Raw genomic sequence first — 14,109 nt, 5'->3', positions numbered from 1 at the left:
GCGCTTGGATCCGCTAGAGGTGTGTGACGAAAAGCCGGGTATTTTACGCAAAAAAACCATTAAAAGGGCTAGCGGTAAAAGACCCCAGCGCGATTAAGCCCAATGTTTACAGCGCAATTTGCTCTAAAGGCCCTACAGTTATTCCGGTCATCACTTCCTATACTGCGACTAGAGGTCGCACATCTATCCAGACCTTTGAGGCCATTTGGCCCGTGGGCGCTCCGATGGGGGGCGATGGTAATAACGACAGGAGTGACTGGCATGATCCATCACGTCGTGGGGCTTTTTACCCATCCCGACCAGGAATGGCGGGAAATCCGTGGCGATAAAGAAGAAAGCATCGGCCACATGTACCTCACCCATACCTTGATTCTTGCGGCGATCCCCGCCGTTTCCGCCTTTATCGGCACCACCCAGGTCGGCTGGGTCATTGGCAACCGCGCGCCGGTGATGCTGACCCAGGAAAGCGCCTTGTGGATGACCATCATGTCCTACGCCGCCATGCTCGGCGGTGTGGCAGTGATGGGTGCGTTCATTCATTGGATGGCCCGCACCTACGATGCCAACCCCAGCATGGCGCGCTGCGTTGCGTTTGCCACCTACACCGCCACACCGCTGTTCATCGGCGGGCTGGCCGCGCTGTACCCACATATGTGGCTGGGCATGGTCGTGGGCACGGCGGCCATCTGTTACACGGTGTACCTGCTGTATGTGGGGCTGCCGACCTTTATGGGCATCGATCCGGATGAGGGCTTCCTGTTTTCCAGCTCGGTCCTGGCCGTGGGCTTGGTGGTGCTGGTGGCGATCATGGCGTTTACCGTGATTGTCTGGGGCCTGGGCGTGGGCCCGATCTACACCAACTGAGCGGATAAAATCGTGGGCAAGGCCACCGCAAGGTGGCTTTGTGCGTTATGCATGACCATTCGGCGCCTGACAGATTCGGAAACACCCAGCTTTGCGGCATACTGGACGTCTCTGGAGATATGTACAGCATGCCCGAGCAACTCAATACCCGCGTCGAAGATTGTTTCCTACAAGCCGAATCCTTTTTCAAACGAAGCTTCAAACGCCCCCAGGTCAGTCTCAAGCTGCGGGGCCAGAAGGCCGGTGTCGCGCATTTGCACGAGAACCTGCTGCGTTTCAACCCACAGTTGTACCGTGAAAACAGCCAACACTTCCTCAAGCAGACCGTGGCCCATGAAGTGGCGCATCTGATTGCCCACCAGTTGTTCGGCGAGCGCATCCAGCCCCATGGCGAGGAATGGCAATTGATCATGCGCGGGGTCTACGAACTGCCGCCGGACCGTTGCCATACCTATGAAGTGAAGCGTCGCCAGGTGACTCGCTATATCTACCGATGCCCGTGTGCGGACAGTGACTTTCCGTTCTCGCCCCAGCGCCATGGCATGGTGGCTCAGGGGCGGCGGTATTTGTGCAGGCGGTGCCGGCAGACCTTGGTGTTTACCGGCGAAACCCGCGTGGAGTGACCTTGTAGGAGCTGGCTTGCCGGCGATGGCGCCCTCAAGATCGCCATCGCCGGCAAGCCGGCTCCTACAGAATTGTGCCGTTTTTTCGCCAGGCGACTATCCGCTGAGCACTGAATCCCAACTCCGCCAGCACTTCGTCACTGTGCGCCCCCACCTCGGCACCGATATGTCGGGGCGGCGGCAAACCCTCGGAAAACTTCAAAGGACAGGCCAGTTGCGCCTGAGTCGACCCATCGCCCCGTGGCACCTGGCTGACCAATTGCCGCGCCTTGAGCTGTGGATGTTCCACCGCCTCACTCAGGCTCAACACCGGTTCCACGCACGCATCCACCCCCGCGAACAACGCGCACAGCTCATCAAAGCTGCGCTTTTCAAATTCAACTTGCAGCGCCACCTTCAGCTTGGGTGACAAACCCAGCGCCGCCAACTCCGGCCGCCCCAGCGCCTCGCAGAGCTGCTGCATAAACCCGGGCTCCAGGCTGCCCACCGACATCCAGCGGCCATCCCGCGAGCGGTAGTAATCGTAAAAGCTGCCACCATTGAGCACATGACTTTCCCGCCCCGGCTCCACCCCGCACGCTAGGTAACCCGCGCCGGCCATGGCGTTCAGGCTGAACGAGCAGTCGGTCATGCTCACATCCAGGTATTGACCAACACCGCTCCGCTGCCGCGCGATGACCGCCGCGAGCAACCCCACCACCGCATGCAGCGAACCACCGCCCACATCCGCCACTTGCACGCCCAATGGCAGCGGCCCGCTGTCCTGGCGCCCGGTGTAGCTGGCCACGCCGGCTAACGCCAGGTAGTTGATATCGTGCCCGGCGCGGTTTTTATAGGGCCCTGTCTGGCCATAACCGGTGATCGACACATAAATCAGCCGGGGATTGATCGACTTTAATGCCTCATACCCCAGTCCCAACCGCTCCATTACCCCAGGCCGGAATTGTTCGAGCACAATGTCGTAGTCTTTCACCAGCGCCCGCACGATCTCCAGCGCCTCGGCCTGCTTGAGGTCCAGCGCCAGGCTGCGTTTATTGCGGTTGAGGTAGGCGTGGCTGGCCGATGTACCCTGATCATGGGGCGGCAGCACCCGCAGCAGGTCCAGGCGCGTGGGCGACTCGATACGCAGCACCTCGGCGCCCATGTCCGCCAGCATCAGGGAGGCAAACGGGCCGGGCAGCAGGGTGGAAAAATCCAGCACTTTGAGGGACGCCAAGGGACCTGACATGGGCACTCCATTTCCGTTTCGACTGCCCACAGACTAGGCAGCCCTGCGCTTGCCGGCAATCGCCGAAACAGTCAGCAAAGGTGACCGTTTTGATCACGGCGGGCTTTTTCGTGGCGGCGGCTTTATCATTGGCCCACGTTTGCTTGCAGAGTGTTCCATGAAGTTTGCGATTGCCCTGTTTTCCGCCGCCCACGCGCCCTCCTCGCGCCGCGCCCTGCTGTTCGCCCAGGCGGCGCTGGCCGGCGGGCATGAGATTGTGCGGCTGTTTTTCTATCAGGACGGCGTGCACAGCGCGTCCAACAACATCGTTGCGCCCCAGGATGAGCAAGACATCGCCCGCCAATGGCGTGAGTTTGTCAGCCAGCACCAGCTTGATGGCGTGGTGTGCATTGCCGCTGCGTTACGCCGTGGCGTTCTCAACCAGGAGGAAGCCACGCGGTATCAGCGTACAGCGGTGAATCTGGATGCGCCCTGGGCGCTGTCTGGCCTGGGACAATTACATGATGCGATCCAGGATGCCGACCGCCTGATCTGTTTTGGAGGGCCGTGAGATGTCTAAATCCTTATTGGTGATCAGCCGTCAGGCACCGTGGTCCGGGCCGAGCGCACGGGAAGCGCTGGACATCGTGCTGGCCGGTGGCGCGTTCGATCTGCCCATCGGCTTGCTGTTCATGGATGACGGCGTGTTCCAGCTCGCTGCGCACCAGAACGCCAAGGCCGTGCAACAAAAGGACCTCAGTGCCAACCTGCAGGCACTAGGGCTGTTCGGCATCGACGATGTATTTGTCTGCCGCCACAGCATGGCCGTGCGTGGCTTGACGCCGCCCACCGAGGCGCAACCGTTGAGCAACGATGCTATTTCCCAATTGATTGACCGTTACGACCAGGTGATTACCCTCTGATGTCGACTTTACACGTGGTGTCGCACTCCCCGTTTTCCGATAGTCGCCTCGACAGCTGCCTGCGTATCTGCGGCGCCGAGGACGCGATCCTGCTGTGCGGCGACGGCGCCTATGGGCTCCACGCCCCCGCCCTGCACACCAAGGGCGTGAAGGTGTTTGTGCTGGCCGAAGACATGCAGGCGCGCAATCTGCCGCTGCCAGACTGGGCCGACAGTGTGGACTACCCAGGTTTCGTGCAACTGTCGATCGACTACGACAAGGTCAACACCTGGCTATGAACACCCTGACCGTAGGCACACGTACCCTGGAGCTGGACAAGGACGGTTATTTGGCCGACCTGAACGACTGGTCCGCAGAGGTCGCCCATGCCCTGGCTGCCGCCGAGGCGCTGGAGCTCACCCCGGCCCACTGGGAAATCCTCGAACTGCTGCGCCAGTTCTATGCCGAATTCCAGTTGTCCCCGGCTACGCGTCCGCTGATCAAGTACACCGCCTTGAAGCTCGGCCCGGAAAAGGGCAACAGCCTGCACCTCAACAAATTGTTCAACGGCACTCCCGCCAAACTCGCCGCCAAGCTGGCGGGCCTGCCCAGGCCGACGAATTGCTTATGACCGACTTTGCCCCGCTGACCCTTGAAACCCCTGCCGAACATCCGTTTGCGCAGTTCGTGCGCATCCTGGGCAAAGGCAAGCGCGGCGCACGCAACCTCACCCGCGAGGAAGCCCGCGAAGCCATGGGCATGCTGCTCGACGAAAAAGTCGAAGACACCCAGCTCGGCGCCTTCCTGATGCTGCTGCGCCACAAGGAAGAAAGCCCGGACGAACTCGCCGGCTTCACCGAAGCCGTGCGCGAACGCCTGGATGCCCCGGCGCTGAACGTGGATGTCGACTGGCCGACCTATGCCGGCAAGAAGCGTCATCTACCGTGGTATCTGCTGGCGGCCAAATGCCTGGCGCAGAACGGTGTGCGCATCCTTATGCACGGTGGCGGCGCGCATACAGCCGGACGGCTGTACACCGAGCAATTGCTCGAAGGCTTGCAGATCCCACTGTGTCGCAACTGGCAGCAGGTCGAGGCGGCTTATGCACAAGGCAACCTGGCGTTTATCCCGCTGGGCGACTGGGCGCCGCAGTTGCAGCGCATGATTGACCTGCGCAATACGCTGGGCCTGCGCTCGCCGATCCATTCCCTGGCGCGTTTGCTCAATCCCTTGAATGCGCGCCTGGGCCTGCAGAGTATTTTCCATCCGGGTTACCAGGGCGTGCACCGCGATGCCAGCGGCTTGCTCGGCGACAACGTGATCGTGGTGAAGGGCGACGGCGGCGAGATCGAGATCAACCCCGACTCGGCCAGCCATCTGTACGGCACCACGGGCGGCGAAAGCTGGGACGAAGAGTGGCCCGCCCTTTCCGCCCAGCGCCACGTCAAGCCAGCCACGCTCGAACCTGAGCATCTGAAAGCGTTGTGGCGCGGCGATGTCGAAGACAGCTATCCGCAACTGGCCTTGATCGCGACCATGGCCCTGGCCTTGCGTGGCCTTGGCCATTCACGGGAACAGGCGTTCGTCCTGGCCCAGCAATACTGGGATGCGCGAGACAAATCAATTTAATCGATAATTAACCCCCGGTCTTTGCGCTTTTAAATCGAACTCAGCCCTTTAGACTGGCCTCCAACGCTTATTAGCCAAGGAGCCAGTCATGGGTTTGCTGATCGAAGGACACTGGAAAGACCAGTGGTACGAAAGTAGCGCAGACGGCGCATTCCAACGGGAACAGGCGCAACGCCGCCACTGGGTGACCGCCGACGGCGCGCCAGGCCCGAGTGGCGAAGGCGGATTCAAGGCCGAGGCCGGTCGCTACCACCTCTATGTCTCTCTCGCCTGCCCGTGGGCCCATCGCACCCTGATTCTGCGCAAGCTCAAAGGACTGGAAAGCCTGATCGATGTGTCCGTGGTCAGTTGGCTGATGCTGGAAAATGGCTGGACCTTCGACAAGGCTCACGGCTCCACCGGCGACAAGCTGGATGATTTCGACTTCATGCACCAGCGCTACACGGCTGACACGGCCGACTACACTGGGCGCGTCACCGTGCCGGTACTGTGGGACAAGAAGCTCAAGCGCATCGTCAGCAATGAATCGGCGGAGATCATCCGCATGTTCAACAGCGCGTTTAATGAATTGACCGGCAATACCCTGGACTTCTACCCCGAGCCGCTGCGCGCAACCATCGACGCGCTGAACGAGCGCATCTACCCTGCCGTGAATAACGGCGTGTACCGCGCGGGGTTCGCCACGTCACAGCAGGCGTATGAAAGCGCATTTGGTGATGTATTCGCGGAGTTGGATCACCTGGAACAGCATCTTGGTGATCATCGCTACTTGGCCGGTGAGTACCTGACCGAGGCGGATGTGCGGCTGTTCACTACGCTGATTCGCTTTGATGCGGTGTATTACAGCCACTTCAAATGCAACCTGCGCAGGATTGCGGATTATCCGAACTTGTCGAATTGGCTACGGGAGATTTATCAGTGGCCGGGCGTGGCCGAGACGGTGGATTTTGCGCACATCAAGGGGCATTACTATGCCAGCCACCGTACGATCAACCCGACGGGGATTGTGCCGAAGGGGCCGTTGCAGCGATTTGATACCCGCCATGATCGGGCACAACTGAACGGTAAAAGTGTCTGGAGCTGATCAGTCACTGTGGTGAGCGGGCAAGCCCGCTCACCACAGAAAGCCTGCTCTCCACTGCAGGCTTACCGGCCACCATAGCGTTCTCAGACCTGGGACTGCGCGCCTTCAAACCACTTGAGCTTCTCGCGCAACACCACCACCTCACCGACGATCACCAGTGTCGGCGCATGCACTTCATGCTCCGCCACCATGCGCGGCAGGTCCGCCAGGGTGCCGGTAAACACGCGCTGGTTGGACGTGGTGCCTTGCTGGATCAATGCAGCCGGGGTATCCGATGCACGGCCATGCTTGATCAGCTGCTCGCAGATGATCGGCAAGCCAATCAAACCCATGTAGAACACCAGGGTCTGCGAAGGCCCCACCAGGTCATCCCAAGGCAGGTCCGACGTCCCGTCCTTTAAATGCCCGGTAATGAAACGTACGGACTGCGCATAGTCACGGTGAGTCAGCGGAATCCCGGCATACGCCGCGCAACCGCTGGCCGCCGTGATCCCTGGCACCACCTGGAACGGAATGCCGTGGGCCGCCAATTCCTCGATCTCTTCGCCACCACGGCCAAAGATGAACGGATCGCCACCCTTGAGACGCAGCACACGCTTGCCTTGCTTGGCCAGGTCCACCAATTGCTGGTTGATCTGGTCTTGCGGCACGGCGTGATCGGCGCGACGTTTGCCGACGTAGACACGCTCGGCGTCACGGCGGCACAGCTCGAGAATCGCAGGAGCTACGAGGCGGTCATACAGCACCACATCGGCTTGCTGCATCAGGCGCAGGGCGCGGAAGGTCAGCAGGTCGGGATCACCCGGGCCTGCACCCACCAAGTAGACTTCGCCCGGTGCATTCGGCGGTGCGCCGTTGACCTTTTCGATCAACAGTCGCTCAGCTTCATCGCCCTGTCCAGCCAATTGGCGGTCGGCAATCGGGCCTTGGAAGACCTCTTCCCAGAATGCGCGGCGCTGCTGTACATCCGGGTACAAACCTTTGACCTGAGCACGAAACCGCGCCGCCAACCCGGCCAGTTGGCCATAGGTGGACGGAATCCAGGTTTCCAGCTTGGCGCGGATCAGGCGCGCCAGCACCGGCGCATCGCCGCCGCTGGACACCGCGATTACCAAGGGTGAACGGTCGACAATCGCCGGGAAGATCACGCTGCACAAGGCCGGCGCATCCACCACATTGACCGGCACACAACGGCGCTTGGCATCGCTGGACACTTGCGCGTTCAACGGCTCGTCGTCTGTGGCCGCGATGATCAGGGTGCAACCGTCGAGGTCCGCCTCCTGATAACCGCGCAAAATCAGTTCCCCGCCACTGCCCAGCACCAGCTCTTTGAGCTGGTCTTCGATCTGGGGAGCAACCACCCGCAGCAACGCACCGGCATCGGCCAGCAGCCGGGATTTGCGCAAGGCAATCTCCCCGCCACCGACGACCAACACACGACTGCCGCGCAGGTTATGAAACAGCGGCAGAAATTCCATTTAGCGGATGACCTCAACGCCCGCCATGTAAGGCTTGAGCACTTCCGGTACACGGATCGAGCCGTCAGCCTGCTGGTAGTTTTCCAGCACCGCCACCAGGGTACGGCCTACGGCCAAACCGGAACCGTTGAGAGTGTGGACCAGCTCCGGCTTGCCGGTTTCCGGGTTACGGAAACGCGCCTGCATGCGACGGGCCTGGAAATCACCGCAGTTGGAGCACGACGAAATCTCGCGGTACTTGTCCTGGCTCGGCACCCACACTTCGAGGTCGTAGGTCTTCACGGCGCTGAAACCCATGTCGCCGGTGCACAATGCCAGCACGCGGTACGGCAGCTCCAGCAGTTGCAGGACGCGCTCGGCGTTGGCGGTCAGGCCTTCGAGGGCTTCCATCGACGTCGACGGCTCGACCACTTGCACCATCTCGACCTTGTCGAACTGGTGCTGGCGGATCATGCCGCGAGTGTCACGGCCCGACGCACCGGCTTCGCTGCGGAAGCACGGGCTGTGGGCCACGAACTTGATCGGCAGTTGCTTGGCATCAAGAATTTCGCCGGCGACGATGTTGGTCAGCGACACTTCGGCGGTCGGGATCAGGTACAGGTCGGCTTCGCCGTCGCGGCTGATCTTGAACAGGTCTTCTTCGAACTTCGGCAACTGGCTGGTGCCCATCAGCGCCGGCGCCTGCACCAGGTAGGGGGTGTAGGCTTCTTCGTAACCGTGTTCGCCGGTGTGCAGGTTGATCATGAACTGCGCCAGGGCACGGTGCATGCGCGCGATCGGCCCGCGCAGCAAGGCAAAGCGCGCGCCGGACATCTTGGCAGCGGTTTCGAAATCCAGCCCACCGGTCAATTCGCCCAGGGCAACGTGGTCCTTGATCTCGAAATCAAAGGCGGTTGGCGTGCCCCAGCGACGCACTTCGACGTTGCCGTCTTCGTCTTCGCCAATCGGCACGGACTCGTGCGGGATGTTGGGAATGCCGAGCAGGATCGAATCCAGCTCGGTCTGGATCTTGTCCAGCTCGACCTTGCCGTCGGACAGCTCGGTGCCCATGCGCTCGACATCCGCCATCAGCGGCGCAATGTCTTCGCCGCGCTGCTTGGCCTGACCGATGGATTTGGAACGCGCATTCCGCTCAGCCTGCAGTGCTTCGGTGCGGGTCTGGACGGTCTTGCGCTGTTCTTCCAGCGCTTCGATGCGCGCAACATCCAAGGCAAAGCCACGGGATGCCAGGCGGTCCGCTACGTCCTGAAGGTTGCTACGTAACAGTTTGGAATCGAGCATGTCGGTCTCTCGTTTATCAAAGTTTGGTCAAGGACAGGCCAGCCCAGGTGGCGAGCAGCCCGCCGAACACGCTGATGCCCAGGTACCCGAAGGCGACCAGGGCCTGCCCGCTTTCCAGCAAGCGCAGCGTATCCAGTGAAAAGGATGAAAAGGTCGTCAGACCGCCTACAAAGCCGACAATCAAGCCGGCACGAATTTCAATCGGTACTTCCGGGCGCAACAGGAACCAGCCGTACAACAGCCCGATGATCAGGCAGCCGACCAGGTTGACCGCCAGGGTCGCCGCATAAAAATGCTTCGGCCAGTTGGCGCTGACCCAGGTGCCAGCGGCGAAACGCAATAATGTACCAGCGATGCCGGCTGCCGACACGGCAAGAATCGTCTTGAACACTACTTTCTCCGCTGTTTGGGGCTGAGCCGGTCGAGTTGCGCGAGGTGATTGAGCTTTTCACCGATTTTCAACTCCAGGCCACGGGGCACCGGCTGATAGAGCGGCAAGGGCTCAAGGTCATCGGGGAAATAGTCTTCACCGGCAGCGTAGGCGTCCGGCTCATCGTGGGCGTAACGGTATTCGTCGCCATAACCCAGCTGTTTCATCAGCTTGGTCGGCGCATTGCGCAAGTGCATCGGCACTTCGAGGGAGCCGTATTCGGCGGCGGCGCGCAGTGCGGACTTGAAGCCCATGTACACCGCATTGCTCTTGGGCGCACAGGCCAGGTAGGTGATGGCCTGGGCCACGGCCAATTCGCCTTCCGGGCTGCCGAGGCGCTCCTGCACATCCCACGCTGCCAGGCACAGGCTCAGTGCACGCGGGTCGGCGTTGCCGATGTCTTCGCTGGCCATGCGTACCACGCGGCGGGCGAGGTACAGCGGGTCGCAACCGCCGTCGATCATCCGCGCGAACCAGTACAGCGCGCCGTCCGGGTTGGAGCCGCGCACGGATTTGTGCAGCGCCGATATCTGGTCGTAGAAGGCTTCGCCGCCCTTGTCGAAGCGTCGACGCGTATCGCCGAGCAGGCTTTGCAAGAGGTCGACGCCAATCTCGCCGCCGTCTTCGGCCAGGTCAGAAGCGTTCTCCAGCAGGTTGAGAAAGCGACGACCGTCACCGTCGGCGGCGGTCAGCAGGATCTTGAAGCCCTCTTCGCTCACGCTGAGTTGCCGCTTGCCCAGGCCCTTGTCTTCATTCAGTGCCCGCTGCAACAGCTTCTGCATAGCGGCCTCGTCCAGGCTTTTCAGCACATAGACTCGCGCCCGCGACAGCAAGGCATTGTTCAGTTCGAACGATGGGTTTTCGGTGGTGGCGCCGATAAAGATCAGCGTGCCATCTTCGACATAAGGCAGGAACGCATCCTGCTGGGACTTGTTGAAGCGGTGCACTTCATCGACAAACAGGATGGTGCGCTTGCCGTACTGCCCGGCCTGTTGCTTGGCGACTTCCACCGCCTGGCGGATCTCCTTGACCCCGGCGAGTACCGCCGAGACCGTTTCGAAGTGCGCATCCGAGACCTTTGCCAGCAGGCGCGCCAGGGTGGTCTTGCCCACCCCCGGCGGCCCCCAGAAAATCATCGAGTGCAGCGCACCCTGCTCCAGGGCTTCGCGCAACGGCTTGCCGCGAGCGAGCAGGTGTTCCTGACCGACGTACTCATCCAGGTTGGTCGAACGCAAGCGCGCGGCCAACGGCTGGGCAATCGGGTCACTTCGAAACAGATCCATGGGCAGCGTTTGAAACCTCTAGATTATTCCTGGATCACGTCGGCACCCTTGGGGATGTCGAACTTGAACTTGGATGCCGGTACCGGCTGGTTGGCCTTGACCCCGGAGAACAGGATATCGGTGCGCTGGCCGACGCTGTCGACCAGTCGCATGTTATTGATCACGCCGTTGCCAAACGACAGGGACAGCGTGTCGAACAGCGTGTCCTTGGATTTGGGCTTGAGGGTGAACTCGATCACGTTGCTGGCCTGCTTGGAGGTGATGTCGAAACTGTCGTTGATTTTCGACACATCACCCGACAGCAGCAGGGCCGGGGTCTGGTTCAGGCGCGGGTCGAGCTTCTTGATGGTCGCCTGTTCCAGGTCCGGGTCCCACAGGGTGACCTTCTGGCCGTCGGACACAATGGTCTGCTCGGCCTTGCCCTCGGTGTGCCAGTAGAACAGGCCAGGACGCTGCACGGCCATTTCGCCGGCGGTTTCCTGCAACTGGGTGCCGCCGGCATCCAGGGTCAACTGGGAGAAGCGCGCGGTCAGGGTCTGGGATTTGTCGAGCAGATTCTTCAGGCTGGCGACGGAGGCCGGGTCAGCGTGAGCCGAAACAGCGGTAAGGGCCAGTGCCGGCAACAACAGCATGCGGATAAGACGCATGGGAGTCCTCATTGAGTGGTCAGGGCGCGCCGCGTGCTGCCACGCGGCGCGGGATCAGTCGCGCATCTGCCCGGGGGCAATGACTTCGCGCGAGCCGTTGGTGTTCATTGCGGTGACGACGCCAGCGTTTTCCATGGCTTCGATCATACGAGCGGCACGGTTGTAGCCGATCTTCAGCTTGCGCTGCACCGCCGAGATGGAGGCGCGACGGCTTTCCAGTACAAAGGCCACGGCCTCGTCGTACAGCGCGTCGGTTTCGGCATCATCGTCGCCACCGCTGCTGCCGCCGTCGAAGCCACTGCCGGCTTCTTCCACGCCGGCCAGAATGTCGTCGTTGTATTCCGGCGCGCCGCGCAGCTTCCAGGCTTCCACCACACGGTGGACTTCATCGTCGGAAACAAAGGCGCCGTGCACCCGGATCGGCAGGCTGGTGCCCGGCGGCATGTAGAGCATGTCGCCGTGGCCCAGCAGCTGTTCGGCGCCCCCCTGGTCGATGATGGTCCGCGAGTCGATCTTGCTCGACACCTGGAACGCCATGCGGGTCGGGATGTTGGCCTTGATCAGGCCGGTGATCACGTCCACCGACGGACGCTGGGTGGCGAGGATCAAGTGAATACCTGCGGCACGGGCCTTCTGGGCGATACGGGCAATCAGTTCTTCGACCTTCTTGCCGACGATCATCATCATGTCGGCGAATTCGTCGACCACCACCACGATGGTCGGCAGCTTGCTCAGCAGCGGCGCTTCGTCGTGAATGCTTTCGCGCTTGTACAACGGGTCGGTCAGCGGTGTGCCGGCGTCCTGGGCTTCCTTGACCTTGGCGTTGAAGCCCGACAGGTTACGCACGCCCATCTTCGCCATCAGCTTGTAGCGGCGCTCCATCTCGGCGACGCTCCAGCGCAGGGCGTTGGCGGCGTCCTTCATGTCGGTGACCACCGGGCACAGCAAGTGCGGAATGCCCTCGTAGATCGACAGTTCGAGCATCTTCGGGTCGATCATGATCAGCTTGGCGTCTTCCGGGCCGGACTTGAACAGGATCGACAGGATCATCGCGTTCACACCCACCGACTTACCGGAACCGGTGGTACCGGCCACCAGCAAGTGGGGCATCTTCGCCAGGTCGGTGATCACCGGCTTGCCACCGATGTCGTGACCCAGGGCCAGGGTGACCGGCGACTTGAAGTTGTCGTACTCAGGGGTCGACAGCACTTCGGAGAAGCGCACGATCTGGCGGTCTTCGTTGGGAATCTCGATGCCCACCGTGGTCTTGCCGGGAATCACTTCCACGACACGCACACTGGTCACGGCCAGGGAACGGGCCAAATCCTTCGCCAGGTTGGCGATACGGCTGACCTTCACGCCGGCAGCCGGCTGGATTTCGTATCGGGTGATCACCGGGCCGGGGTGGATGGAATCCACCGAGACTTCGACGCCGAATTCCTTGAGCTTGATTTCCAGCAGGTGGCCGACGGCCGCCAGGGATTCAGGCGAGTAGTTGAGTTGTTTCTTTTCGGCCGGGTCGAGGATCGAGATCGGCGGCAAGGTGCCTTCGACGGCGCTGTCGACGAACAGCGGCGCCTGTTTCTCTTTCTGTACGCGATGGCTCGGCTCAGGGGCCTTGGGCGGTGCCGGGGCAATCACCGGCGGCACCTGCTTCTCGCGGTCCGACATGTGCTTGCTCAGGGCCTGCTCGCGCTCGATCAGGCGCTCCTTGACCTTGGCCTGCTCGCGCCGGTCCGGTGTGCTCGGGGCCACCACTTCGTTGACGCGGGTATCGACTTCACGCAACTGGGCGACCATGCGCTTGCGGTCGACGCGGGCAGCCCACCAGCGGTTGGCGGCGCCCTGGAACAGTTCCAGCAGGTCGAGGGTGATCTTGCCGGTCACGTCCATCACCTTGAACCAGGACAGGTCGGTGAACACGGTGAGGCCGAACAGGAACAGCGCGATGAACATCAAGGTGCTGCCCTGGATATTCAGGGTCTTGCGCGCCAGGTCGCCGAGGCTTTCGCCCAGCGCCCCGCCCGCGCCCGCCGGCAGGCCGGTGGGCGCATGGAAATGAATATGGGCCAGGGCCGCGCCGGACAGCACCAGGAACACCAGGCCGATCAGGCGCCAGGAAAACAGCCAGCCGCTCCACTGCCACGGCTCGTGGCGCTGGCGGAAGATCTGCCAGGTCTTGATCGCCAGCAGCAACGGGAAGATATAGGCGAAGTAACCCAGCACCATGAACAGGATATCGGCGCTGTAGGAGCCGGCAGGCCCGCCGAAGTTCTGCACGTCTTCGATCTTGCTGTTGTGGCTCCAGCCCGGATCGTCCTTGCCGTAGGTCAGCAAGGCCATCATCAGGAACAGGCACAAGGCGCCGATCGCGATCAGCGCACCTTCCTTGAGACGATAATGCAGGTGCTGGCGCCAGGCCGGCACGACTGCTGCTTTAGGTGTTGCGGCGGATTTCTTCAAAACGGGTCTTTTCCTGCGCCTTTAGCGCGTCCATCTGTTGAATGACTGCAAATACTGCCCAATCCGAGCAGCTGAAAAATGAACGAGCGTCGTTGAATCTACTTTTAACACTGGGCGATTGCTGGATGAAATGGCGATAACGCCACAATGGCCGCATTGTACGGGTTTGTGCCCCTGATGCCACGCCACTTGGCGTTCTTCAAGCAGCATCGCCAATG

General features: G+C 61.5%; 15 protein-coding genes. 8 read left to right on the top strand and 7 right to left on the bottom strand.

What is annotated here, in order from left to right; translation table 11 throughout:
• The first annotated feature begins 261 nt into the window (after positions 1 to 261).
• Together AC0IYN_RS22855 and AC0IYN_RS22850 are read left to right on the top strand one after the other, a co-directional pair.
• Positions 262 to 864, top strand: a complete 603-nt coding sequence (locus AC0IYN_RS22855) for a Yip1 family protein (RefSeq protein WP_078049014.1) — start codon at positions 262 to 264, stop codon at positions 862 to 864.
• A gap of 128 nt (positions 865 to 992) precedes the next feature.
• A complete protein-coding gene (locus tag AC0IYN_RS22850) occupies positions 993 to 1,487 on the top strand; it encodes a SprT family zinc-dependent metalloprotease (protein ID WP_034106983.1) in 495 nt (164 codons plus the stop codon).
• Positions 1,488 to 1,551: 64 nt separating this feature from the next.
• Here AC0IYN_RS22850 and AC0IYN_RS22845 read toward each other — a convergent pair whose 3' ends face one another.
• On the bottom strand, positions 1,552 to 2,715 hold the full coding sequence (locus AC0IYN_RS22845; protein WP_471843363.1) for a CaiB/BaiF CoA transferase family protein: 1,164 nt from the start codon (positions 2,713 to 2,715) through the stop codon (positions 1,552 to 1,554).
• A gap of 157 nt (positions 2,716 to 2,872) precedes the next feature.
• On the opposite strand from AC0IYN_RS22845, the gene tusD reads away from it, so the two are divergent.
• The 6 genes from tusD (at position 2,873) to AC0IYN_RS22815 (ending at position 6,309) form a co-directional block, all read left to right on the top strand.
• Positions 2,873 to 3,265, top strand: a complete 393-nt coding sequence (gene tusD / locus AC0IYN_RS22840; RefSeq protein WP_033896872.1) for a sulfurtransferase complex subunit TusD — start codon at positions 2,873 to 2,875, stop codon at positions 3,263 to 3,265.
• A gap of 1 nt (position 3,266) precedes the next feature.
• Positions 3,267 to 3,617 carry a sulfurtransferase complex subunit TusC gene (gene tusC, locus AC0IYN_RS22835; protein ID WP_016977548.1) on the top strand — a complete coding sequence of 117 codons (351 nt, stop codon included), beginning with the start codon at positions 3,267 to 3,269 and terminating at the stop codon, positions 3,615 to 3,617.
• Positions 3,617 to 3,895 (top strand): sulfurtransferase complex subunit TusB, encoded by a 279-nt coding sequence (tusB, locus tag AC0IYN_RS22830; protein ID WP_028616783.1) that lies wholly within the window; start codon positions 3,617 to 3,619, stop codon positions 3,893 to 3,895. Before tusC ends, tusB begins: the two co-directional genes overlap by 1 nt.
• Positions 3,892 to 4,227 (top strand): TusE/DsrC/DsvC family sulfur relay protein, encoded by a 336-nt coding sequence (locus AC0IYN_RS22825; protein WP_406597486.1) that lies wholly within the window; start codon positions 3,892 to 3,894, stop codon positions 4,225 to 4,227. The genes tusB and AC0IYN_RS22825 overlap by 4 nt, the downstream gene beginning before the upstream one ends.
• Complete coding sequence (locus AC0IYN_RS22820) at positions 4,224 to 5,225, top strand: glycosyl transferase family protein (RefSeq protein ID WP_406597487.1); 1,002 nt, start codon at positions 4,224 to 4,226, stop codon at positions 5,223 to 5,225. The genes AC0IYN_RS22825 and AC0IYN_RS22820 overlap by 4 nt, the downstream gene beginning before the upstream one ends.
• A gap of 88 nt (positions 5,226 to 5,313) precedes the next feature.
• The gene (locus tag AC0IYN_RS22815) at positions 5,314 to 6,309 is read left to right on the top strand and encodes a glutathione S-transferase family protein (RefSeq protein WP_406597488.1); all 996 of its coding nucleotides are present in this window, start codon (positions 5,314 to 5,316) and stop codon (positions 6,307 to 6,309) included.
• Between the two features lie 83 nt (positions 6,310 to 6,392).
• Here AC0IYN_RS22815 and cysG read toward each other — a convergent pair whose 3' ends face one another.
• From cysG to AC0IYN_RS22785, 6 genes are read right to left on the bottom strand one after another with little or no spacing between them, the layout of a single operon-like run.
• Positions 6,393 to 7,787, bottom strand: a complete 1,395-nt coding sequence (gene cysG / locus AC0IYN_RS22810) for a siroheme synthase CysG (RefSeq protein WP_028616787.1) — start codon at positions 7,785 to 7,787, stop codon at positions 6,393 to 6,395.
• Positions 7,788 to 9,068 carry a serine--tRNA ligase gene (gene serS, locus AC0IYN_RS22805; RefSeq protein ID WP_269131109.1) on the bottom strand — a complete coding sequence of 427 codons (1,281 nt, stop codon included), beginning with the start codon at positions 9,066 to 9,068 and terminating at the stop codon, positions 7,788 to 7,790. It lies immediately after the preceding gene.
• A gap of 16 nt (positions 9,069 to 9,084) precedes the next feature.
• Entirely contained in the window at positions 9,085 to 9,459 is a 375-nt protein-coding gene (gene crcB, locus AC0IYN_RS22800) for a fluoride efflux transporter CrcB (protein ID WP_048728518.1), read from the bottom strand.
• Complete coding sequence (locus AC0IYN_RS22795) at positions 9,459 to 10,781, bottom strand: replication-associated recombination protein A (RefSeq protein ID WP_078049025.1); 1,323 nt, start codon at positions 10,779 to 10,781, stop codon at positions 9,459 to 9,461. The genes crcB and AC0IYN_RS22795 overlap by 1 nt, the downstream gene beginning before the upstream one ends.
• A 23-nt stretch (positions 10,782 to 10,804) precedes the next feature.
• On the bottom strand, positions 10,805 to 11,428 hold the full coding sequence (gene lolA / locus AC0IYN_RS22790) for an outer membrane lipoprotein periplasmic chaperone LolA (protein WP_406597489.1): 624 nt from the start codon (positions 11,426 to 11,428) through the stop codon (positions 10,805 to 10,807).
• Positions 11,429 to 11,482: 54 nt separating this feature from the next.
• Positions 11,483 to 13,891, bottom strand: coding sequence for a DNA translocase FtsK (locus AC0IYN_RS22785; RefSeq protein ID WP_406597490.1), 2,409 nt, complete (start codon positions 13,889 to 13,891; stop codon positions 11,483 to 11,485).
• Between the last annotated feature and the right edge of the window lie 218 nt (positions 13,892 to 14,109).

The organism is Pseudomonas sp. AC112 (assembly GCF_979253545.1).
This window is presented reverse-complemented; position numbering and strand designations above follow the sequence as displayed.